Source organism: Novosphingobium anseongense (assembly GCF_037482895.1).
Taxonomy (GTDB): domain Bacteria; phylum Pseudomonadota; class Alphaproteobacteria; order Sphingomonadales; family Sphingomonadaceae; genus Novosphingobium; species Novosphingobium anseongense.
On sequence record NZ_JBBHJZ010000005.1, the window covers coordinates 63,888 to 85,974 of the forward strand.

At 65.8% G+C, this 22,087-nt stretch carries 16 protein-coding genes and 1 pseudogene; 10 read left to right on the top strand and 7 right to left on the bottom strand.

Annotated elements, in window-relative coordinates:
* Nucleotides 1-205: 205 nt before the first annotated feature.
* Together WG901_RS20030 and WG901_RS20035 are read left to right on the top strand one after the other, a co-directional pair.
* A complete protein-coding gene (locus tag WG901_RS20030; RefSeq protein WP_339588897.1) occupies nt 206-1,300 on the top strand; it encodes a 3-deoxy-7-phosphoheptulonate synthase in 1,095 nt (364 codons plus the stop codon).
* A 245-nt stretch (nt 1,301-1,545) separates the two neighbouring features.
* A complete protein-coding gene (locus tag WG901_RS20035; protein ID WP_339588898.1) occupies nt 1,546-3,549 on the top strand; it encodes a transglycosylase domain-containing protein in 2,004 nt (667 codons plus the stop codon).
* A gap of 15 nt (nt 3,550-3,564) precedes the next feature.
* On the opposite strand, the gene WG901_RS20040 is transcribed toward WG901_RS20035, so the two are convergent.
* Both WG901_RS20040 and WG901_RS20045 read right to left on the bottom strand, forming a co-directional pair.
* Nucleotides 3,565-5,214, bottom strand: a complete 1,650-nt coding sequence (locus WG901_RS20040) for a GMC family oxidoreductase (RefSeq protein WP_339588899.1) — start codon at nt 5,212-5,214, stop codon at nt 3,565-3,567.
* A 13-nt stretch (nt 5,215-5,227) separates the two neighbouring features.
* Nucleotides 5,228-5,854: a gluconate 2-dehydrogenase subunit 3 family protein gene (locus WG901_RS20045; RefSeq protein WP_339588900.1), complete on the bottom strand. Its 627-nt coding sequence runs from the start codon at nt 5,852-5,854 to the stop codon at nt 5,228-5,230.
* A 229-nt stretch (nt 5,855-6,083) separates the two neighbouring features.
* On the opposite strand from WG901_RS20045, the gene WG901_RS20050 reads away from it, so the two are divergent.
* From WG901_RS20050 to WG901_RS20060, 3 genes are all read left to right on the top strand, one after another.
* Complete coding sequence (locus WG901_RS20050) at nt 6,084-6,248, top strand: Flp family type IVb pilin (RefSeq protein WP_339588901.1); 165 nt, start codon at nt 6,084-6,086, stop codon at nt 6,246-6,248.
* A 147-nt stretch (nt 6,249-6,395) separates the two neighbouring features.
* Nucleotides 6,396-7,625, top strand: a complete 1,230-nt coding sequence (locus WG901_RS20055) for an FAD-dependent oxidoreductase (RefSeq protein WP_339588902.1) — start codon at nt 6,396-6,398, stop codon at nt 7,623-7,625.
* Complete coding sequence (locus WG901_RS20060) at nt 7,622-9,262, top strand: DUF4166 domain-containing protein (protein WP_339588903.1); 1,641 nt, start codon at nt 7,622-7,624, stop codon at nt 9,260-9,262. The genes WG901_RS20055 and WG901_RS20060 overlap by 4 nt, the downstream gene beginning before the upstream one ends.
* 58 nt (nt 9,263-9,320) lie before the next feature.
* Here the strand turns inward: WG901_RS20060 and WG901_RS20065 are convergent, their stop codons facing one another.
* Together WG901_RS20065 and WG901_RS20070 are read right to left on the bottom strand one after the other, a co-directional pair.
* Nucleotides 9,321-10,091 (bottom strand): thioesterase family protein, encoded by a 771-nt coding sequence (locus tag WG901_RS20065; RefSeq protein ID WP_339588904.1) that lies wholly within the window; start codon nt 10,089-10,091, stop codon nt 9,321-9,323.
* Nucleotides 10,092-10,104: 13 nt separating this feature from the next.
* On the bottom strand, nt 10,105-11,265 hold the full coding sequence (locus WG901_RS20070; RefSeq protein ID WP_339588905.1) for an acyl-CoA dehydrogenase family protein: 1,161 nt from the start codon (nt 11,263-11,265) through the stop codon (nt 10,105-10,107).
* A 99-nt stretch (nt 11,266-11,364) separates the two neighbouring features.
* Between WG901_RS20070 and WG901_RS20075 the strand changes: the two genes are divergently transcribed.
* Entirely contained in the window at nt 11,365-12,273 is a 909-nt protein-coding gene (locus WG901_RS20075) for a LysR family transcriptional regulator (protein ID WP_339588906.1), read from the top strand.
* Nucleotides 12,274-12,359: 86 nt separating this feature from the next.
* Here the strand turns inward: WG901_RS20075 and WG901_RS20080 are convergent, their stop codons facing one another.
* The 3 genes from WG901_RS20080 to WG901_RS20090 all read right to left on the bottom strand — a co-directional run bounded on the left by WG901_RS20080 (nt 12,360) and on the right by WG901_RS20090 (nt 15,365).
* The gene (locus WG901_RS20080; protein ID WP_339588907.1) at nt 12,360-12,812 is read right to left on the bottom strand and encodes a nitroreductase family deazaflavin-dependent oxidoreductase; all 453 of its coding nucleotides are present in this window, start codon (nt 12,810-12,812) and stop codon (nt 12,360-12,362) included.
* Nucleotides 12,813-12,863: 51 nt separating this feature from the next.
* Nucleotides 12,864-14,150 (bottom strand): cytochrome P450, encoded by a 1,287-nt coding sequence (locus WG901_RS20085; RefSeq protein WP_339588908.1) that lies wholly within the window; start codon nt 14,148-14,150, stop codon nt 12,864-12,866.
* 126 nt (nt 14,151-14,276) lie between these two features.
* Complete coding sequence (locus tag WG901_RS20090; protein ID WP_339588909.1) at nt 14,277-15,365, bottom strand: hypothetical protein; 1,089 nt, start codon at nt 15,363-15,365, stop codon at nt 14,277-14,279.
* A gap of 242 nt (nt 15,366-15,607) precedes the next feature.
* Between WG901_RS20090 and putA the strand changes: the two are divergent.
* The 4 genes and pseudogenes from putA to WG901_RS20110 all read left to right on the top strand — a co-directional run.
* Nucleotides 15,608-19,240: pseudogene (gene putA / locus WG901_RS20095) on the top strand (trifunctional transcriptional regulator/proline dehydrogenase/L-glutamate gamma-semialdehyde dehydrogenase); the annotation flags it as partial.
* 293 nt (nt 19,241-19,533) lie between these two features.
* Nucleotides 19,534-20,430, top strand: coding sequence for a hypothetical protein (locus WG901_RS20100; protein WP_339588910.1), 897 nt, complete (start codon nt 19,534-19,536; stop codon nt 20,428-20,430).
* Nucleotides 20,431-20,441: 11 nt separating this feature from the next.
* A complete protein-coding gene (locus WG901_RS20105; RefSeq protein ID WP_339588911.1) occupies nt 20,442-20,909 on the top strand; it encodes a hypothetical protein in 468 nt (155 codons plus the stop codon).
* Nucleotides 20,910-20,951: 42 nt separating this feature from the next.
* Nucleotides 20,952-22,067: a hypothetical protein gene (locus tag WG901_RS20110; RefSeq protein WP_339588912.1), complete on the top strand. Its 1,116-nt coding sequence runs from the start codon at nt 20,952-20,954 to the stop codon at nt 22,065-22,067.
* The last annotated feature ends 20 nt before the right edge of the window (nt 22,068-22,087 follow it).

Below are 22,087 nucleotides of genomic sequence, written 5' to 3' on the forward strand. Positions count from 1 at the left end.
AGCTTGCCAACAAAGGTCGATGCGGCTAGCCACACGGGGCAATGACTAACCAGCCGGTCCTCTTTTGGTACTTTAGCTATCCGACGCCTTTGGCGGACGGGGGTTTCGGCTTGGCCTGATCATTAGGCAAAAACGATACCAACCAGCCGCCAGTCTTGGCGGCTTTTTTTTGTCGCCTGACTGCCCGCTCTACCACGGGAAAGTTATGTCACAGTCCACCGACGACCTTCGCATTCGCGAAATCCAGGAACTCAGCACGCCTGGCGAGATCATGGCCGAATTCGTGCGCACCGAAGCGATCGGCACCACGGTCACCGCCGCGCGCGCAGCAGTCCATGCCATCCTCGCGGATGACGACGACCGCTTGCTCGTCGTGGTTGGTCCCTGCTCGGTCCACGATCCCGAGGCCGCGCTCGAATATGCCGATCTGCTTGCCGAACAGCGGCAGCGGCTCGGCGGCGAGCTCGAGATCCAGATGCGCGTCTACTTCGAGAAGCCGCGCACGACGGTCGGCTGGAAGGGCCTGATCAACGATCCGGCGCTCGACGGTACCTTCCGCATCAACGAAGGCCTGCGGCGCGCGCGCGAACTGCTGCTCGCGGTCAATGCCAAAGGGCTGCCGGCCGCCTCCGAGTTCCTTGACGTGATCACGCCACAGTACATCGCCGACCTCGTCGCCTGGGGGGCGATCGGCGCGCGCACGACCGAAAGCCAGATCCACCGCGAGATGGCCTCGGGGCTCTCGTGCCCGATCGGCTTCAAGAACGGCACGGCGGGTGACATCCAGATCGCAATCGACGCGATCATGGCCGCTTCGCAGCCGCATCATTTCCTCGCCGTGACCAAGGCCGGCCGCGCAAGCATCGCCACGACCACGGGCAATGAGGATTGCCACGTCGTCCTTCGCGGCGGCGCCACGCCGAACTACGACGCGGCCGCGGTCGCCGCGACCTGCGCGGCGCTCGACAAGCGCGGTCTCAAGCAGAAGGTCATGATCGACGTCAGCCACGCCAACAGCGGCAAGCGTCCCGAGAACCAGCCGGGCGTCGTGGCCGACGTCTGCGCGCAACTCGCCGGAGGCGAATCCCGCATCATGGGCGTGATGATCGAGAGCAATCTCGTGGCCGGGCGTCAGGATCTGATCGCGGGGAAGCCGCTGACCTATGGCCAATCCATCACCGACGGCTGCATCGACTGGAGCACGACCGTGGCGCTGCTCGACGACCTCGCCGAGGCCGTGCACGCGCGTCGGGCCTTCCAGCCGGCCAAGCCGGCCATTGCGGACGCAGTGCCGGCCTGAGCAATCGGGATCGCGACGGACGAGCGCCGTCGCGATCCCTTCGGCGTATTTTCCCGTGGTCAGCAAGCCTGCATTCACGGCGTTTTCCGTCTATGCTCGCCGACGTGACCGACGAGCCTCACCCTTTCCCGCGCCATTCGAGCCCAGAGGGAGATTCGCACGAACCTTCACCGGTCACGGCAGGCTCTCCCTCGCCACAACAGGCACCATCGCGACCCAGCCGGCTCCGGCGGTGGGCCGTCCGCATGGCAGCCGGGATTACGCTTACCGTCCTGTTGCTGGTCGGGTGGCTGGCAATTACCGCGCCGCTATCGAAATCGCTCGAGCCTATCGCGCCACCGCAGATCACTCTGCTGGCGGCAGACGGCACGCCGATCGCGCGCAACGGCGCCGTCGTCGAAGCGCCCGTAAAGATCGCTGCGCTTCCCGATCACGTCGTCCAGTCGTTCCTTGCGATCGAGGACCGGCGTTTCTACAGCCACTGGGGGCTCGATGCCCGCGGCTTGGTGCGCGCGGCCTGGACGAACTTGACCACGGGCCGTACCCAGGGCGGCAGCACGATCACGCAGCAACTCGCCAAGTTCACCTTTCTCACGCCCGAGCGCAGCCTGACGCGCAAGGCCCGCGAGGCGCTGATCGCGTTCTGGCTCGAGATCTGGCTGACGAAGGACGAGATACTCGAGCGCTATCTTTCGAACGCCTATTTCGGCGACAACACCTATGGCCTGCGCGCCGCGTCGCTGCACTATTTCTCGCGCGCGCCCGAAAAGCTGTCGCCGGGTCAGGCCGCGATGCTCGCCGGGCTCGTCCAGGCGCCCTCGCGCCTTGCACCCACCAGCAACTACGGGAAGGCACGGGAGCGCATGCAGCTTGTCCTCAAGGCCCGGGTTGCCGTGGGCAACCTGACCGATGAGGAAGCCAGGGCGGTTGCGCCACCAAGGCTGGCGGTCGGTCGGCGGAGCGTTCTGCCGACCGGCACCTATTTCGCCGATTGGGCGCTGCCTCAAGCCCGCAAGCTCAGCGAAGTCGGCTATTCCCGGCAGACGATCGCTACCACACTCGACGCGCGATTGCAGGCGGCCGCCCGCAGAGCCACGAGCCGCGTGCGCGGCACGGCTCAGGTCGCGCTCGTCGCCATGCGCACCAACGGAGAGGTCGTGGCAATGGTCGGCGGGACCGATTACCAGGCCTCGCCGTTCAACCGCGCGACCCAGGCGCGCCGGCAGCCGGGCTCGACGTTCAAGCCGTTCGTCTACCTTGCCGCGCTACAGGAAGGATGGAAGCCGTCCGATCGGATTTCCAACCAGCCGATCACCTCGGGCAGCTATCGGCCCAAGAATTTCGGCGGCGTCTATTCGGACACGATCGCGCTCGAAGACGCCTTCGCCCGGTCGAGCAACGTCGCCGCGGTGCGACTGTTCGACAAGGTCGGCGATCGCGCGGTCATCGACACGGCGCATGCCTTGGGCATCGTCTCTCCCCTGGCAGCCGGCGATCCGAGCCTTTCGCTCGGCACTTCGAGCGTGACCCTGCTCGAACTCACGGCCGCTTATGCGGGTATCGCCGCCAATCGTTTTCCGGTCGTCCCCCGCCCGTTCAAGGTCGAGCCGAAGGGGTGGCTCGCCCGGCTATTCGACGGGCAGGACAGGCTCTCGTCCGACGTTCACGACGACATCGAGGCGATGCTGCGCCGTGTGGTCTCGCAAGGCACCGGGCGCGCCGCTGCGCTGAGCGTGCCGGCTTATGGCAAGTCCGGGACGAGCCAGGAAAGCCGGGACGCGCTTTTCGTTGGCTATGCCGGCGATCTCGTCGTGGGCGTTTGGGTTGGCAGAGACGACAACACACCGCTCGTGGGCGTATCGGGCGGCGGCCTGCCGGCGCGGATCTGGCGAGACTTCATGACCCAGGCCTTGGGCAAGCGCGCCGACCGGCCGCACCGGGCCAACCCCCGTGGTCCCGTTCAACCGCAGGATGCCCCCACCGATGCCGAAGCGGTGCCCGGCAATCGCGCCGCAATCTGGATGGATGGCGCGGGCGTTCTCGGCGGAAAGATCGGCAACATCACGATAAACGTCGACGATCCGAAACTGGCGGAGGAACTGGCCCGCCTCGCGCAGGACGGCAAGACGATCGTGCAGCGTGCGCGGACCGAACAGCAAAGGGCCGGCGACGCGGCGCGAAGAGCGATGGAACAGGCAGGCGCCACGAGCGGTCAGCCGCAAGCGAGACCCACATCTCCTGCGGACTAGACGAGTTCCGCCCGATCAGATCTCCCCGGCGCGCGCGAACTTGGCGATGTGGTCGGCAGCACGGAAGGCCAGAGCCTCGATGGTCTGGGTGGGCTGGCCGCGGCCCGAGGTGACCATGCTCGAACCGTCGCAGAGGAACAGGTTCTTCACATCGTGAGCGCGGTGGTACTTGTCGATCACCGACGTGTCCGGATCGTTGCCCATGCGGCAGGTGCCGAGCAGGTGCACGCCGCCGCTGGCCTCGCCGATCTCGCCGGGAACGATCTGCTTGGCGCCGGCCGCGTCCATGATCTCGACCGCGCGCTCCACCTGCCACTTAGCGTGCTTCACGTCGTCGGGATGGTCCTTGTAGGTGACGCGGATCGCCGGCACGCCCCAGTCGTCCTTGAGCTCGGGATCGATGTCGACGCGGTTGGTCGCCTGAGCCAACGAGGTGCCGTGGCCCGAGCAGTTCATCCAGTAGGTGTAGGATTCGAGGTATTCCTTGAACTCCGGCCCCCAGGTCGGCGTGCCGTTGGGCACGCTCTGGCCCCAGGTCAGCGGTCCGCCCGAGCGCGCGTCGAAGCCGCCGCCGCCGTAGAAGCCGCGCTTGGGATCGGAATCGTAGAAATCGTGCATGATGCGCGTGACGTTAGCGCCCTTGTACTCGTTGAGCGGATGCTCGAACCGCGCTTGGGCGCCACCGCCCTTGTTGAACATAAGGTAGCGGCCCACGGCCCCGCTCGAATTGGCCAGGCCCTGCTCGAAGCCGTTGGTCGCGGAGTTGAGCAAGAGCTTCGGCGTCTCGGCGCCGTTGGCGCAGACCACCACGGCGCGCGCGTTCTGGAACTGCTCCTTGCGGTCGCCATCGTAGTAGTAAACGCCCGTCGCGCGGCCCGCCTTGTTCATGCCGATGCGGAAGACGTAGGTCTCGGGCCGCACCTCGCAGCGGCCGGTGGCCTCGGCTTCGGGGATGACGGTCCAGACCGAGGACGACTTGGCCATGACCTCGCAGGCGAAACCACCGCACAGACCGCACTGCGCGCAGGCCGGGCGGTCGCGATAGGTCACCGAATTGATCGCCATCGGCGCCGGGAATGGATGCAGGCCGAGCTTGCGCGCGCCACGCTCGAATAGCACTCCCGACGACTTCACCGGCAGCGGGGGCATCGGATAGGGCTTGGAGCGCCAGGGATCGAAGGGGCTTGCGCCCGCGAGCCCCGAGACGCCGACTTCCCATTCCACCTTGGTGTAATAGGGCTCGAGCTCGGCATAGGTGATCGGCCAGTCGACCAGGCTCGCGCCCTCGATCGAGCCGAACCGGCTGCCCTCGATGAAATCGATCTCGTGCAACCGCCAGAAGTTGGCGTTGAAGTGGGTCGAACTGCCGCCGACGACGCGCGCATAGGTCAGCGGATTACGGCCGGCGGTACGTTCGGCCTTCTGGTCCGCGTCGCGGCGAAAGGTCTGCGGATTGGTCGCCGGGTTGTTGGTGATGCCCGAAAGCTGCCGGTACTTGAGCTCGTCGTGCTCGAACTCGTGCGCCTCCATGCGCGGGCCTTGTTCCATCACGACGACGCTGTTGCCGGCGCGCGCCAGTTCGCGCGCCATGATGCCGCCCGAGGAGCCCGAACCTACGACGATGAAATCGACCGTCTCGCCGGTCTTGAATGTCTTGCGATCCATGAGGCGGGCTCCGTCAGGCGGTGTAGGGCTTGGTGCCGGGATAGGGTTCAAATCCCCCGTAATCCCGGTCGTAGTAACCGAAGGGAGGCTCCCAATAGTGGTTGTCTTCGACCCCGATCAGCTTCCAGCCGAGGTTCTCGTGGTTGCCGCCGTATTTGGGCAGAGCGATGAGTCCGAGCACGGTGAGACGCCGGACCGCCGTGAAGAAGGGCGTCTTGTCGACCTCCTTTAGCCAGGCGGTCTGCTCTGCTTCGGGCGCCGCTGAGAATGCCTTGCCGCCACCGCCTTGGCGCGCGGCATAGGCGCTCTGGAATTCGGCCAGCCCTTTGCGGAACGAAGGCAATTGGGCCGCGAAGAAGCTGCCGAGCGCGTTGTCGATGAAGTAGGTCACCCGCGCGTCGCGCGCGCCCGGCGTGACCCCGCCGGGCACGATCTGGTTGGCGATCGCGTCGATCTCTGCCGCCTCGGCCGTGGTGAGCGTCGTCAGGTGCCGGGGCGGCGCCACGGTGTCGTGAGCAGCGTGGTCGGCATGTTCGGCGGCGCTAGCGATTTGCGGCCAGTTGAGAGCGATCCAGCCCGCGCTGGCCAGGTTGCCGACTGCGGTGAGGAACTGGCGACGCGAGGGGATTGGTTGTGCCATGGGCCGCTCCGAATCTGGCTGGAAAGCTCCCGATTCTTGCGCCCTCGGCGATCGTCCGGGGAATACGGCAAACGGCGCATGGACGAGACGCATCCGGAGCTGATCGTGCGTCGGGAGAATGGGCCCTAGTCACGTCATTGTAACGAATTATGTCTTACGCAAGTGGTTAGCATTTTATTATATCAATGGAATTATCAGCCAGTTTCATGGGATTAGTAAGGGAAGCATCATGAAACTGATTAGAAAACTGCTTCGGAACGAACGCGGCGCCACAGCCATCGAATATGGTCTGATCGCCGCACTGATCGCCGTCGCGGCGATCTCGGCCATGCAGGGACTTGGCAGCCAGCTCAAATCGACTTTCAACAAGACCTCGCAAAGCATGAAGGTCTGACGACCGCAGCCGTACCGGCAAGCGAAAGGGCGCGTTAGGACGTTCGCCTCCTTTCGCCCGCCCGCCTCCGACCGATTTCGACGGATGCGGGTGGGCCTGCTCGCACGGTTTGTTTTTGGTCACTCTTGCCCGCTATGACCCTGGGCCATGAAGCGACGGTCGATAGCGATTGCCGGATGCGGGATCGGCGGGCTGGCGACGGGGCTCCTCCTGGCGCGCGCTGGCGATCACGTAGTGCTGTTCGAACGGTTCGAGAAGCCACGACCTATCGGCTCGGGCTTGATGATCCAGCCAACCGGGCTCGCCGTGCTTGCCAGACTGGGTCTGGCGGACAGGATCCGACGCGAAGGCGCCCGCATCGACCGCCTGTTAGGCAGAGCCGGCGATCGCGTGGTCCTCGACGTCAGCTATTCGGCGATGTCGCGCGGGAACCGCTTCGGCATCGGCATCCATCGCACCAGTCTGTTCGCCGCCCTGCATGACGCGGTCGTGGCTGAAGGCATCGAGATTCGTACGGGCCACACTGTCGCCGGCTCGCAGCTCGGCGCCCATGGAAGGTCGCTGCTTTTCGCCGACGGCCAGGCGAGCGAAGGCTTCGACCTCGTCGTCGATGGACTCGGCACGCGGTCCGCTCTGGCACCGTCGGTTGGCTACGAACTGGCCTATGGCGCGCTTTGGGCGAGTCTCGACTGGCCCGCCGGCAGCCCCCTCGATCCCCACACACTGTCCCAACGCTATCGCCGGTCGAGCACCATGGCAGGCGTGCTGCCTTTGGGAACAGGTGCCGGCGCAAGCCCTCGCGCGGCTTTCTTCTGGTCGCTCAAAGGCACGGACTATCCGGACTGGCATGCAGTCGGACTCGCCGCCTGGAAGCACGAGGTCCTGACGCTCTGGCCCGAGTGTGCGCCTTTTCTCGATCAGATCGTCGATCGCGACCAGCTGACTTTCGCCCGCTACGCCCACCGCACGCTGCCCAGGCCCCTCGAAGACAGGCTGGTGCACATCGGCGACGCCTGGCACTCGGCGAGCCCACAGTTGGGCCAGGGTGCGAACATGGCGCTGCTCGATGCCTGGGCCTTGGCGAAGGCCCTCTCGGAGCACCGGGACATCGCTCGAGCGCTGGCCGAGGCGATCGCGCTGCGCCGGCGCCACGTCGGACTCTATCAGGCGCTGACCTGGCTGTTCACACCGGTCTACCAGTCTGACAGCCTTCTGCTTCCTTTCGTGCGCGACCGCTTGGTCGGCCCCCTGTCGAAGCTCTGGCCCGCCACCGCCATTCAGGCGTCGATGGTCAGCGGGTTGATCGGTGATCCGCTCGGCACGCTCGATCTCGAGGAATATTCCGCCTTTCCAGAAACCCGGGCCTTACCCGCATGACGACCAAGCCCGCGCGCCGTGTGCTCGTCCTCGGCGGCTATGGTGGCTTCGGTGGGCGCATCTGCCGGCGCCTGGCAGCTCAGGGACACGACGTGCTCGTCGCGGGTCGGTCGTTTGCCAAGGCCGCGGCGTTCTGCCGCGACGATCCGCGCCTAATACCCGTCGGGCTGGAGCGATCGGACATCGTCGCGGAGCTGTCGCAACACGCCCCCGATCTGCTCGTGGATGCCTCCGGCCCGTTCCAGGCCATGGACCTGGCGATCCCGCGAGCCTGCATCGCAAAGGGTGTCCACTATTGCGATATCGCAGATAGCCGCAGGTTCGTCGCCGCCGTGCCGGAACTCGACACCGCGGCGCGCCAAGGCGGCGTCGTCGTGATCTCGGGGGCTTCGAGTGTGCCGGCGCTGTCGGGCGCGGTGGTCAGAGAGCTTTCGGCAGGGCTCGACCGCGTGACCGCCGTCGAAATCGCCATCAGCGCTTCGAACCGCGCCGCCGCGGGACCGGCGGTCGCAGCAGCGATCCTGAGTCAGGTCGGCAAGCCGTTCCGCCTGCGGCGCGGCAGACGTACGGAAATCACGAATGGCTGGCAGGAACCGATCCGCATCGATTTCGAAGTGGCCGGCCTGCGCCCTCTCCGACGCCGCCGCGTGGCGCTCGTCGACGTGCCCGACGTCGCGCTGATGCCCGATCGGCTACCGGGAACGCCGAGCGTGATCTTCCGCGCCGGCACCGAACTCGATTTCCAGAACATCGCGCTAGGACTGCTGAGCTGGCCCGTTCGCTGGGGCTGGCTGAAATCGCTGGCCGGGCTCACCCCCTGGCTCGCACCGCTGCAGCGGTTGACTGCACGGCTGGGCAGCGACAGGTCGGCCATGAGCCTACGCCTGTTCGGCGTCGTCGGCGACCGGCGGGTGGCGCGACGTTGGACCTTGATCGCCGAGCAGGGCGATGGTCCCGAGATCCCGGCCCTCGCCGTTCCGGCGCTTGTTGCGCGCATCCTGGCGGGCGAGGAACAGCCCGGTGCCCGCGACGCCGGAGAAGCCCTTGCGCTTGCCGATTTCCAGAACGCCTTTGCCGGGCTCGCCATCGCGCACGAGAGCAGCGAACGAGCGCTTCAGCCACCCCTCTACGCCCGCATCATGGGCGGCCGCTTTGGGCAACTTCCGCCGGTGCTGCGCGAGGTCCACGCGATCCTCCATGACGGCGGCGCTGCGGGCGAGGCCGAGGTCACCGGAGCCGCCAACCTTCTGGGCAAGCTGGTGGCCCGAATCATGCGTTTCCCACCTGCGGGACGGTACCCGCTCCACGTCTCGTTCACCGAGCGCGACGGTCGCGAACTCTGGACGCGCCGCTTCGGCGCTCGGACATTCGCCAGTTCACTGGAGGAGGACAACGGCTGCCTGGTCGAACGGTTCGGGCCGCTACGCTTCCGGTTCGACCTGCCTAGCGATCATCGAGGGCTCGAGATGCGGATGAGAGCTTGGTCCGCCTGGCGCATCCCGCTGCCGCTCTTGTTCGCACCACGGTCGCGCGCGCGCGAATGGGAGGCCGACGGTCGCTTTTGCTTCGACGTGCCGATAGCCCTGCCGCTGATCGGCAGGATCGTCCACTATCGCGGATGGCTCGTTCCCAACTGACCCCACAAATCGGCGGGCCCTCGGTCCTAGCGAGCCTCGGTCCTAGCGAGCCTCGGTCCTAGCGAGATCGTATCGTCAGGCATTGCGACACGGTCCCGATCGGCCCGGTGTGATCGTGCAGACTGCTGCTCGTCAAGCCGATGCCGTTCGCGCCGAACGAGACGGTGGTATCGAAGCCCAGCCATGGGCCTTGCGGTTCGGCGAAAAGGTTCACGGTCAGGTCGACGTTGGGAAATGCGACGACATTGGGCGCTTCGCGGGTCGCAAGGCCGTTGGCGATGTCGACGATGCCCAGTGCACGCGCGGTCGTGCTGACCTCCTCGCCGGCGACGAGTGCGAGATCGCTGCGCACCCAGGATATCGCACGGCCTTTCGCCAGGGCGGCGCGGCGAACGTCGACGCTGCGCACGAAGCCGCCGGGCCAGGTTTCGCCGACTTGCCATGGCGTCATCGTCTCAAGCGGCGGGATAGCCGGAAATGCCGTGCCCGCGACTGCCGTGGTGTCGTAGGCCTTCAGCAGCCAGGCACGCGCGACGACCGCGGTACGCCCATCGTGAGCCAAACGCGCCTCGACCAGCTCGATCGTCCGTCCCGGCCGCAGCACGGACACCTCGACCTCGACGACGTCGATCGGCAGCGTGCCCAGGATATCGTAAGACAGCCGGGCGATCCGCAGCAGGTCATCGCGTCGCGCCGCATGATCGCATTCGATCACATGGGCGATCAGCCCCAGCGCCGGTGCGATGTGCTGCTCGGCGGCGTTCCAAGCGCCGCCGACATGCTCGGAAGCGCGAAAGCTGCTCGGCCCCAGGCGCTCGAAATAGAACATTGCTTTGCGGTCCTTAGGCTCCCGCGCCGATCAGCACACGGCCGATCAGCATGCGGCGGATCTCGTTGGTGCCCGCACCGATGTCGAGCAGCTTGGCGTCGCGCAGATAGCGCTCGACCGGCCAGTCCTTGGTATAGCCCGCACCGCCCAGCGCCTGGACCGCCTCGCCGGCGACGCGGAAGGCGTTTTCGCTGGCCAGGAGAATAGCCCCCGCCGCATCGAAACGCGTCGTCTGGCCCGCGTCGCAAGAGCGCGCCACGGCATAGGTATAGGCCCGCGCCGACTGCAGCGCGACGTACATGTCGGCGACCTTGGCCTGCATCAACTGAAACGTGCCGATCGCCTTGCCGAACTGCTTCCGCTCGCGGACGAAGGGAATGACCGTGTCGAGGCAGGCCTGCATGATGCCGAGCTGGAGCCCGGCGAGCACCACACGCTCGTAGTCGAGCCCGCTCATCAGCACGCCAACGCCGCCGTTGAGCGGCCCCATGATCTGGCTCTCGGGCACGAAGCAATCATCGAACACCAGTTCGACCGTAGGCGAGCCACGCATGCCCAGCTTGTCGATCTTCTGGCCGATCGAGAAGCCGACGAAGTCCTTCTCGATGAGGAAGGCGGTGATGCCCTTCGAGCCTTCACCGGTCTTGGCATAGACCACCAGGGTATCGGCATAGGTGCCGTTGGTGATCCAGAATTTGGTACCATTGAGCCGGAAACCGCCCTCGACCGCCTCGGCCTTGAGTTTCATCGAAACGACGTCCGATCCCGCGCCGGCTTCGGACATGGCGAGGCTGCCAACGTGCTCGCCGGAGATCAGCTTGGGGAGATACTTGGCCTTCTGCTCGGGCGTGCCCCAGCGGCGGATCTGGTTGACGCAGAGGTTCGAATGGGCGCCGTAGCTGAGCCCGACCGAGGCAGAGGCGCGACTTACCTCCTCGACCGCGATGACGTGATCGAGATAGCCGAGCCCGAGCCCGCCCTGACCCTCCTCGACGGTGATGCCGTGAAGGCCCAGTTCGCCCATCGCCGGCCAGAGCTCGCGCGGGAACCAGTCTTCGGCGTCGATCCGTGCGGCAAGCGGCGCGATTTTCTCGTCGGCGAAGCGCGCGGTGGCTTCGCGGATCATCTGGGCGCTTTCGGGCAGGCCGAAGTCGAAATCGGGGGTCGCGCGCATATGCCATCCTCTCGCTGTCTCGCGGGTCGCAGCGATCATACGCGTCTGCTGCATCCGAAGAAAATTGAAACGACGGCGTCATCAGTATAGAAAAAATCTATGATAAAGCGGTCACACATTCGCCATTTCCTGGCGGTGGTCGAGACGGGCAGCTTTACCCAGGCTGCTCATCGCATCCGCGTAACCCAACCGACGCTGTCGCTCGGAATCGCCGAGCTCGAGCGGCTGGTCCAGGCGCAACTGTTCGTGCGCACGCGCAAGCGGATCGGGTTGACCGATGCCGGCACCCATTTTCTGCCGATCGCGCGAGATCTCGAACGCGGTTTTCGCCTCGCCGACTCTTTCGGCCGTGGCGAAGCCGACGACTGGCCCCAGCTCAAGCTCGGAGTGATCCGCTCGATCGCCGCGGGCCTCCTCGAAACCATTATCGGCGAGCTGTCGCGCGAATTCTCCATCGAGCTGATCGAGGGCACCGATCCAGAACTGCGCGCCGCGCTGGGCAGCAAACGCATCCACCTTGCGCTCGGCGTGGTCGGCGACGCGCCCGAGGCGGTCTCGCTGTTCGACGAACCTTTCGTCATGCTGGTGCCGCAGGATCGCGACCTCCCCAGCCCGGTCCGACCCGAGGATCTCGCTACCGAAGTCATGATCCTTCGGCGCGGCTGCGAAAGCCTCGACGAAACCAGCCGCTTCTTCACCCGTCACGACGTTCGCCCACGCTTCGCCTTGCGCAGTGATAGCGACGAGCGCTGCATCCGCATGGTTGCCGCGGGGCTTGGCATGACCACGGCCCCCCTATCGCTGCGCGGCCCCGGAACGCGGCCGATCGCCGTGACCGGCTATGACCTGCGACGAGTCATCGGTTTCCGCGCCGAGCCCGATTGGCTCGCCGAGACGGAAGCACCGTTCAAGCGCGCAGTGGCGTCGATCCGCGAACGATTGTCCGCCTCGCTCAGCCGGATCGGGCGGATCGTCAGCGAAACGCACCATATCGTGATCGAGGCCTGAGAAACGCTGCGCCCAGGCGTCGGGAAGTGACGGCTCGAACAGGTGCTGGCAGTGATCGACCGCCCTTTGTCCTCAGTCGAGGCTGATCAGGCGGGCTCGACCACGACGACGGGTATCTTGCGGTCGGTACGCGACTGATAGACATCGTAGTTGGGCCACTGCTCCAACGAGGCGGCCCACAGCTCGTCGCGTTCCGCGCCCTCGGCGGTGCGCGCGCGGCCGGCGAACTTCTCGCCCTTGATCTGCATCGTGACGCTCGGATCGGCTTCGACGTTGAGATACCAGGCCGGATGCGTCGGTGCGCCCCCCTTCGAGGCAATGATCGCATAGCGATCGCCGACCTGCTTGAAGATGATCGCAATCGTGCGATCCTCGCCGGACTTGCGGCCCTTCGTGGTCAACAGGCAGGCCGTGGCGCCGTTCCACATGTAGCCGATCTCGCCGTCGGTCTCGCGATACTGGCGCACGTGCTCCTCGCCGATCAGCGTGATGTCGGTGCCCAGGTTGCTGCGCACCGGGGTGGCTTCTCCATCGCTCATGGCGTTCTCCTCTCGATCTCGTTTCGTGTTGATTGAAGCTGCGGGCTCGGCTCAGCGCAGCAATACCGGCAGAGCCGAAACCCCGCGCTGTTCCAGGCCGCCCGTGATGTGCGGCGTTTCCGCGTCGGGATCGAACCGCATGTTCGGGAAGTGATCGAACAGCTTGTTGATCGTGACGCCCATCTCGGCCTGCGCGACGAAGCGGCCCAGGCACATATGCGCGCCGATGCCGGTGCCCAGGTGCTGCTGGAAGGGGCGGTAAAGGTCGAATACGTCGGGATTCTCCCACCGTTCGGGATCGCGGTTGGCCGCGCCGAGGCAGATGTCGAGCACGGCGCCCTGCGGGATCGTCACGCCGCACAGATCGGTATCGACCAGTGCTACGCGACTGAAGGTGGGATTGGTCGGGTTCCAGCGCAGCGATTCCTCGATCGCGGCGTCTATCAGCTTGCGGTCGGCCTTGGCGGCCTCGAAGTAGTCCCGGTTGTCGAGCAGCGCGAACAGCACGATGCCCAGCTGGCGCCAGGTCGTACCGCCTCCAGCGAGGAGGATCAGCCGCGCGAAGATCACGATCTCCTGGTCAGTGAGGTGCCGGCGCTCTTCGCCCGGCGGGTCGATCTCGGCCGCCAACAGCCACGAGATGATATCCTCGCCCGGATCGCCCTTGCGCTTGGCGATCTGCTCCATGAGCATCCGCTGCACCGTCGCGTGCGACTGCATGCGGACTTCCATCCCGTGACGACTGGCCGAAGTGCCAACCAGCGCATTGCGGAACAGCAGCGCGTCGTCGCCGTTGAGCCCGACCGCACGCGTGATGGTATGAACCGGCACGCGCGCGCAGAGCTGCAGGTTCAGTTCGGCGCGGTCACGACTTTCCAGATCGACCACGAGGTCGTCGACCAGCTTGTCGATGAAATGTTCGCGCCACCACTTCTGCGCCTTGGGCTTGATGAACAGCGATTGCACCGCGCGGCGAAATGCATGGTGCTCGGGATTGTCCATCTCGAGAATGCCCATCGTCTTCGGCGGGCTTCCGTCGAAGTGATAGACGTTGTTCGACAGATTCACGTTGTCGCGAAACGCCTTTTCACACGCGTCGAAGGTGAAGCAGGTGTAGCCCTGGCGCTCGAGCGAACCCTTGTGCCGGTGGAACGGCGGCAGGTCCATCAGTTGGCGCATGAAGCCTTTCTGCACGGCTCCGCGCTCGCGCAGCGCATTCATCGCCGGATAGGGATCGTGGTCGATGTAGTTGCCGATTTCCTCGGCTTCCTTGCGCACGTCGTAGAGGGCTTCGTAGAGATCGTCGTCCCGAGCCGCGCTCGCCACTGTAGCGGTCATAAACCCTCCGACTCCCAATCCGTTCCATATATCGAATAATATTTCAGCATAATAACCGCGATTGCCCCTTGTGGTCAATCGGTCGGGACGACGCCCGGGCGAACATTCTTCCCGCTAGCCGTCCGATCAATTCGCGCGCAGGTATCGGCCGAGATCGCGCCGCTGCCACATGTTGAGCAGCGAAACGGTGATCTTCAACTGCACGCGCGCGGTCTCGTTCACTGTAAAGATCGGATCGTAACGGTCTGTGGCGACACGCGGATCTGGTATTTCGCGCAGGATCGCCGGCGGCGCCGTCGTCATGTGCAGCGCCGACATCATAACGTGCATTTCGAGATGCTGCGCCAGGTCGCCACGATCGATCGGAGGCCCGCCCGCGCGCGCATATTCAGCTATGAAGAGATCGAGCAGTTCGTCCAGATGCCGATCGTGAATTTCGGGCTCCGCCGCACCGATGCAGCCCCATATCGAGGACGCCACGGACATCTGCCCGACACTGCCCCAATCGATCAGGCCGGCGACGAGCCTGCCATCCGGTTCGTGCCAGAACCAGGCGTTGTCGATGTTCGCGTTCATATGGCACAGCGCGATCATGTCGGGCCGCGAATAGAGGAACCGCCAGACCTGCTCCTGCCGCTCGACCGCCAGCGGCGCCTCGGCGCAGAAGCGTTCGAGAAAGTCGCGGTCGGCGAGGTGGGCGGGCACCAAATGCGGATATTGCAGAATGAATTCTGCGAGACGATTGATCCTCTTTCTGAGAAGTTCTGCCTCCAGGCCAGCGCGACGCGCGATCAGGCTCTCCATGTCAAACGGAAAGTGCCGCTGGACGGCGTCGCCGAGGCGGCCCGCCTTGTGTGCGCCCGACAATCGCGCGAGATTGGAGATCAATACCCGATAATGCTCTATCGGATCGGGAAGAATATGATCCATACATTTGGGATAATGTGGTTCTACAGCCGCCTGGCCATAAGGAATACGTTCGGTGACAATTATGCCGGTGAGGGTGTCGTGCGCGATGTCAGCATAGAAACAGCGCGGTACCGAGATCGGAAAACCGGGATCTCGTGACATGTTTGCGAGCCGGACTTCAGGTGGCATGTGATAACGGCCACCGTCGCGCACGGCATCCTGGAAATTCCGCGAGAACTTCACGAACAGATCGCGCGACAGCCCCGGCGCCTCGCGTTCGTAGGCGACCGAGAGCAGCGCCTTCACGCCGGTGCCGCCCAGCGTCCATTCGTCGATACCGGTGATTGCGGTGATGCTGTTGCTCTCGGCGAGCGCGCCGCTCGCGCGGAAGGCACGCGTCAGGAATTCGGGTCCGCCCGCCTTCAGCGCCTCTGTATGGGCCGGAAAGTCGAGACCGAATATGTCGCCCCGCGCCCAATCGATGATCTTGGTTTCAGTCATGCACCCGCGCTAGCGCGGGATGCGTCGCGAAGGCAACGGATCACTCCCGGCACGAAATGGTCTATAGAAGGATCATGGCTCCCCTCCCCTTCGCCCATTTCGCCCCGCCTATCGCCGCACCCTCGCTGCTGCGCCGGGCAATCACCTCCGCCTATCGCCGCGCCGAAGCCGAATGCCTCGCACCGCTGATCGCGGCGGCCGAAGTTGATGCGCCGATCGGCGCGGCGATACGCGAAACCGCGCGACAGCTCGTCACCACGCTGCGCAAGCAGAAGCGTGGCAGCGGCGTCGAGGGCCTGGTTCAGGAATACTCGCTGTCGAGCGAGGAAGGCGTCGCGCTGATGTGCCTGGCCGAAGCGCTGCTGCGCATCCCCGACGACGCGACGCGCGACGCGCTGATCCGCGACAAGATCGCCGATGGCGACTGGGGCGCGCATCTCGGCGGCGGCAAGTCGCTGTTCGTCAACGCCGCCACCTGGGGCCTCGTCGTCACCGGCAAGCTCGTCGGCAGCGTCGACGACCGCGGGCTCGGCGCGGCGCTGGCCCGGCTCGTCGCGCGCGCCGGCGAACCGGTGATCCGTCGCGGCGTCGATCTCGCAATGCGGCTGATGGGAGAACAGTTCGTCACCGGCGAGACGATCGCCGAGGCGCTTGAGCGCGCCGAAGCGCAGGAGGCCAAGGGCTTCCGCTACAGCTACGACATGCTGGGCGAAGCCGCGACCACGGCCGCCGATGCCGAGCGCTATTATGCCGACTACGAGCGCGCCATCCACGCGATCGGCCTCGCCGCGCGCGGCCGCGGCGTCTACGCAGGTCCTGGCATCTCGATCAAGCTCTCCGCGCTGCATCCGCGCTACAGCCGCACCCAGATCGATCGCGTCATGCACGAACTGCTGCCGCGGGTGAAGACGCTGGCCCTTCTCGCCAAGGCCTATGACATCGGCTTCAACATCGACGCCGAGGAGGCCGACCGGCTCGAACTGTCGCTCGACCTGCTCGAAAGCCTGGCGCTCGACCAGGAACTGGGCGGCTGGGACGGGCTCGGCTTCGTCATCCAGGGCTACGGCAAGCGCTGCCCCTTCGTGATCGACTGGATCGTCGATCTGGCGCGTCGCGCCGGACGCCGGATCATGGTCCGCCTTGTCAAAGGCGCCTATTGGGATGCCGAAATCAAGCGTGCCCAGGTCGACGGCCTGGCCGACTTTCCCGTCTATACGCGCAAGCTCCACACCGACGTCGCCTATATCGCCTGTGCCAGGAAGCTGCTGGCCGCGCCCGAGGCGGTATTCCCCCAGTTCGCCACGCACAACGCGCAGACCCTCGCGACGATCTATCATCTCGCCGGCCCGGACTTCGCGATCGGGCAGTACGAGTTCCAGTGCCTCCACGGCATGGGCGAGCCGCTCTACGAGCAGGTGGTCGGCAAGCAGAAGCTCGACCGCCCCTGCCGCATCTATGCCCCTGTCGGCACGCACGAGACGTTGCTCGCCTACCTCGTGCGCCGCCTGCTGGAGAACGGTGCCAATTCCTCTTTCGTCCATCGCATCGCCGATCCCGCGGTGTCGGTGGACGAGATGATCGCCGATCCCGTCGATCTCGTCCGCGCGATGCCGAAGCCGGGTGCACCGCACGATCGGATCGCGCTGCCGGCCGAGCTCTATCCCGACCGGCGCAATTCGGCCGGCATCGATCTCAGCGACGAGCAGGCGCTCGCGACCCTGGCCCGAGCCCTCGCCGCCAGCGCCGAGGTCACCTGGACCGCCACCGCCGAGAGCGGCGAAGGTACGGTCCGCACGGTGCACAATCCCGCCGACCATCGCGATGTCGTCGGCGAGGTCATCGAAGTCTCGACCGAACAGGCCGCCGACGCGGTCGCGCGAGCGGCCGGTGCCTCGTGGAGCATGGTCCCGGTTGGTGAGCGTGCCGCGATCCTCGAACGCGCGGCCGACGCGATGCAGGCAAACATGCCCGCACTGATGAGCCTCGCCATTCGCGAGGCAGGGAAATCAGCCGCCAACGCCGTGTCCGAAGTGCGCGAGGCGATAGACTTCTTGCGCTACTATGCGGCTCAGGCGCGGGCGACCTTCGGCCCTGGCCAGGCACCGCTCGGCCCCGTCGTTTGCATCAGCCCGTGGAACTTCCCGCTCGCCATCTTCACCGGCCAGATCGCCGCGGCACTCGTCGCGGGCAATTCGGTGCTCGCCAAGCCGGCCGAGGAAACGCCGCTGATCGCCGCAGAGGCCGTGCGGGTGCTGCATGGCGCGGGAGTTCCGCAAGACGCGCTACAACTCATACCCGGCGACGGCGCGATCGGTGCGGCGCTGGTGGCGGCCCCCGGGACCGCGGGCGTGATCTTCACGGGCTCGACCGAGGTCGCGCGCCTTATCCAGCGCGAGTTGGCGACACGGCTCTCGCCCGCCGGCAAGCCGATCCCGCTGATCGCCGAGACGGGCGGACAGAACGCGATGATCGTCGACAGCTCTGCCCTCGCCGAACAGGTCGTCGCCGACGTGATCGCGTCGGCTTTCGACAGCGCCGGCCAGCGCTGCTCGGCGCTGCGGGTGCTGTGCCTGCAGGAAGAGGTCGCCGATCGCACCCTGGCGATGCTCAAGGGCGCGCTTAAGGAACTGCGCCTCGGCCGCACCGACCGACTAGCGGTCGACATCGGCCCGGTAATCACCGCCGAGGCCCAGGCGAACATCGAACGGCATGTCGAGACGATGCGCGCGCGCGGCTTCGCGGTCGAGCAGCAGGACCTGCCACCCGAGGCCGCGCAAGGCACTTTCGTGCCGCCGACGATTATAGAGATTCCGAGCGTGGCCGAGCTGACGCACGAAGTCTTCGGCCCCGTGCTGCACGTCGTGCGCTATCGCCGCGAGCGGCTGGGCGAACTGATCGAGACGATCAACGCCACCGGCTACGGGCTAACCTTTGGCCTGCACACGCGGCTCGACGAGACTGTGGCGCACGTCACCGCGCGGGTGAAGGCGGGCAACCTTTACGTCAACCGCAACGTCATCGGCGCGATCGTCGGCGTGCAGCCTTTCGGCGGACGTGGGCTTTCAGGCACGGGCCCCAAGGCCGGCGGTCCGCTATATCTCGGCCGGCTGGTGACGATCCCGCCGGTTTTCGCCGAACGCGCCGGACACCTGGCGACGCCGCTGCACGACTTCGCCGACTGGCTCGAGCGCGAGGGCGACGCGCCCGGCGCAGCGCGCGCGCGGCGCTATGGCGAGGCATCGGCGCTCGGCATCGAACTCGTGCTGCCCGGGCCGGTCGGCGAGCGCAATCTCTATGCGCTGCATCCGCGTGGGCCGGTCCTGATGCGACCGGCGACGCGCGACGGCCTGATCGAACAGATGGCCGTGGTGCTCGCCACCGGCAATCGCGGTTTCGTCGAGAGCATGGCGCTTCCGACGGGACTGCCACCTGCGGTCGCGGCCGCCTTTGCCATCGGTCGCTCGGCCCCCTTCGCCGCCGCGCTGGTGGAAGGCAGCCCGACGCAGGCCGCAGCTATGGTCGAAACGGTCGCGGCGATGCCGGGCGCGATCGTGACGGTCTACGCGGCCGAGGCCGGCCAGGCGCTCGCCTATACTTGCGATGGGTTGCTGGAGGAGGTTTCCACCTCGATCAACACCACGGCGGCGGGTGGCAATGCCAGCCTGATGATGCTCTCGTAGATTTTAAAGATCATCCGCGATTGCCCATCGATAAGGCGTTATATCAAAAGTATCTTCCCAATTCCGATCCGATCATCCGTCAATTGCCCCTCCGACTTTGGTCGTAGGGCTAAGACCATGGTCGCAGAAATCCCCGTTTGGCAGCCGAAGTAAGACCGAGTTAACTGCGTCGGCCGCTTCTGGGCTGCGTGAACGGCGCAGAAACCCTTCTGGCAACCCGATATTCCGGGGCGAGCCTCTTCCAGACCGCAGCGAAAAAGCTGGCGGTGTGGCTGTGCGCCTTCGCGCTGACCATGGCCCTGTCGTGCGCCCAAGCCCTGGCGTCGACCGCAGGTACGGTCATTTCCAACACGGCCACGCTGAGCTTCGACATCGCCGGCGTCCGTCACACTGTGTCCTCGAACACGGCAAGCCTGATCCTCGCCGAAACGCTCGACGTTTCGGTCGAAACCGATGCGCCGAGCGGCCCCGTACCGGAGAGAGAAGAGTGTGCGGTCGGCTTCGTCGTCGTCAACCACGGCAGCGGCACTGAAACCTTCGACCTGACCGCCCAGGCCGAAGGACAGGGCGCATCGGTCCTGTTCATCGCCGGCGATACCGATGGCGGCCAAGTCTACGACGCCGCGGTCGACAAGCCTTTGGCGAATTCGCAGCTTACCCTCGGAAGTGGCGCAAGGACGCATGTCTTCGCGGTCATCGGCAGCGATTGCGCCAAAGCGGGCACGATCCGGCTGCGCGCCCTGGCGCGGACGGGCTCGGGCGTGCCCGGCACCGTTTTCCCGGGCCAGGGCGACGGCGGCGGCGACGCGATCGTCGGCAAGACCGGCGCCGACACGAACGGCACGGTCACGGGCACCAACCTTCGGCTGCTCGCCAAGTCGGTCCAACCCAGCCTGACGAAATCGCAGACCGTCGAAACGTCCGACGGCAGCGCCACGGCGAACGCGGGGGCGATCGTCACCTATCGCCTGCTCGCCGCCTTCCCGCGCGCGACCACCGGCGTCGAGATCGAGGATCCGATACCCGCGGGCACCGCTTACGTCCCAGGCAGCCTCACGCTCGACGGCGCCACGCTGTCAGACGCGGGCGACGACGACCCCGGCCAGGCAGACGACGGCTCGATTCTCGTCGGCCTGGGCGAGGTCGCGCCCGGCACCCGCACCATCGCATTCAAGGTCCGAATACTATGAGGAAATCGTTCATGCTTCGATACTTAGCGGCGGCTCTGGCCGCCACGATCGCTGTCCCCGCCCTGGCGAACGGCCCGCTGACGGTCGAATCCAGCATGCTCACGCTGCAGAAGCGCGCCGCGGCGGACGGCACGACCACGGTGAGCCTCGTGCGCGCGGCCAAGGCCGTTCCGGGCGACAAGGTCGTGATGCGCCTTGCCTATCGCAACACTGGCAGCGCCGCGATCGGCAATGTCGTGCTGAGCAATCCCGTGCCCAAGGGTATCGCCTATCGCGCGCCAGCCGCGGGTTCGGCGGCGCCCGAGCTTTCGGTCGACGGCCAAACCTTCGGCCCCCTCGCCGCGCTGCGCGTCACGACCGCCGACGGCCGCCAACGCGCCGCGACGACCGATGACGTCACCCATGTCCGCTGGCGGATCGCTTCGCCGATCGCCGCCGGCGCGCAAGGCCAGGTCTCGTTCGAGGGCCTCCTCAAGTAATTCGTCAAGATTTTTGCAGTAAACATACGGGGCAAGAGAGAAATGCACAGAACACGCGCAATCCTGTTGTCGGGCACGGCGCTGCTCGCCAGCGCCGGCACCGCACATGCTGATACCGGCAGCGCCGCAGGTACGACTATCAGCAACACTGCGTCGGTGTCCTATACCGTGAACGGCACGCCGCAGACGACGAACTCGACGACGTCGAGCTTCGTGGTCGACCGCAAGGCGAACTTCACCGTGACCCTCGACCAGTCGGGTTTCACCCAGGGTACGGTCAACCAGCAGAACGTCTTCGTGAAATTCAAGGTGACCAACACCACGAACGGCACCCAGGACTTCATCCTCGATCCCGATCAGCAGAACATCTCGCTGGGTATCCTGCCGGGCACCGACAACTTCGACCTGACCGGGCTCAAGGCCTATGTCGATAAGAACGGCAACGGAGTCTACGATCCCGGCGTCGACACCGCCGAATATATCGACGAACTGGCGCCCGACGCGTCGGCGACGGTGTTCCTGGTCGGCAACGTGCCGAACTCGCAGAGCATCAACCTGGCCTTCACCTCGATGCACGTGACGATCGCCGCCGGCGGCACGGCCAACTCGCTGGGCTCCGCGCTGGTCGCCACCGATCTCAATCTCGCCAATGCCGACAACACGATCGACATCGTCTTCGCCGACGACGACAGCGACGCCGCCTATCTGGGCGACATCGCGCGCAACGGTCAGGGCCGCGCCTATGGCGGCATCCAGATCACCGCGAACAATGTCTCGCTCAGCGTGACCAAGACCGCGGCCGTGATTTCGGACGGAGTCAACGCGCTCCTTCCCAAGGCGCTGCCGGGCGCCGAAGTGCAATATTGCTTCGTCGTGCACAACGCGACTGCGAATACGGCCGCAACTTCGGTGGTGCTGAACGACGTCATTCCGGCGAACACGACATATGTTCCAGGCTCGATCTCGCTTGGCCCGGTCGGTATTCTCGGCGCCTGCCTGCTCACCGGCACGACAGAGGACGACGACGACAGCGATTCGGGCGAAAGCGACGGCTACACCGCTTCGTTCAACGGCACTTCGAAGACGGTGACGATGAACATTCCGACCGTGGCCGGCGGCGCCTCGGTCGGCGCCCTGTTCCACGTCAAGATCAACTAAGGACTGCGCAGCAAAAGGAA

Coding starts and splice junctions, on each gene's coding strand:
- WG901_RS20030 (WP_339588897.1), top strand. CDS start 206: ATGTCACAGTCCACCGACGACCTTCGCATTCGCGAAATCCAGGAACTC.
- WG901_RS20035 (WP_339588898.1), top strand. CDS start 1,546: ATGGCAGCCGGGATTACGCTTACCGTCCTGTTGCTGGTCGGGTGGCTG.
- WG901_RS20040 (WP_339588899.1), bottom strand. CDS start 5,214: ATGGATCGCAAGACATTCAAGACCGGCGAGACGGTCGATTTCATCGTC.
- WG901_RS20045 (WP_339588900.1), bottom strand. CDS start 5,854: ATGGCACAACCAATCCCCTCGCGTCGCCAGTTCCTCACCGCAGTCGGC.
- WG901_RS20050 (WP_339588901.1), top strand. CDS start 6,084: ATGAAACTGATTAGAAAACTGCTTCGGAACGAACGCGGCGCCACAGCC.
- WG901_RS20055 (WP_339588902.1), top strand. CDS start 6,396: ATGAAGCGACGGTCGATAGCGATTGCCGGATGCGGGATCGGCGGGCTG.
- WG901_RS20060 (WP_339588903.1), top strand. CDS start 7,622: ATGACGACCAAGCCCGCGCGCCGTGTGCTCGTCCTCGGCGGCTATGGT.
- WG901_RS20065 (WP_339588904.1), bottom strand. CDS start 10,091: ATGTTCTATTTCGAGCGCCTGGGGCCGAGCAGCTTTCGCGCTTCCGAG.
- WG901_RS20070 (WP_339588905.1), bottom strand. CDS start 11,265: ATGCGCGCGACCCCCGATTTCGACTTCGGCCTGCCCGAAAGCGCCCAG.
- WG901_RS20075 (WP_339588906.1), top strand. CDS start 11,365: ATGATAAAGCGGTCACACATTCGCCATTTCCTGGCGGTGGTCGAGACG.
- WG901_RS20080 (WP_339588907.1), bottom strand. CDS start 12,812: ATGAGCGATGGAGAAGCCACCCCGGTGCGCAGCAACCTGGGCACCGAC.
- WG901_RS20085 (WP_339588908.1), bottom strand. CDS start 14,150: ATGACCGCTACAGTGGCGAGCGCGGCTCGGGACGACGATCTCTACGAA.
- WG901_RS20100 (WP_339588910.1), top strand. CDS start 19,534: ATGGCCCTGTCGTGCGCCCAAGCCCTGGCGTCGACCGCAGGTACGGTC.
- WG901_RS20105 (WP_339588911.1), top strand. CDS start 20,442: ATGCTTCGATACTTAGCGGCGGCTCTGGCCGCCACGATCGCTGTCCCC.
- WG901_RS20110 (WP_339588912.1), top strand. CDS start 20,952: ATGCACAGAACACGCGCAATCCTGTTGTCGGGCACGGCGCTGCTCGCC.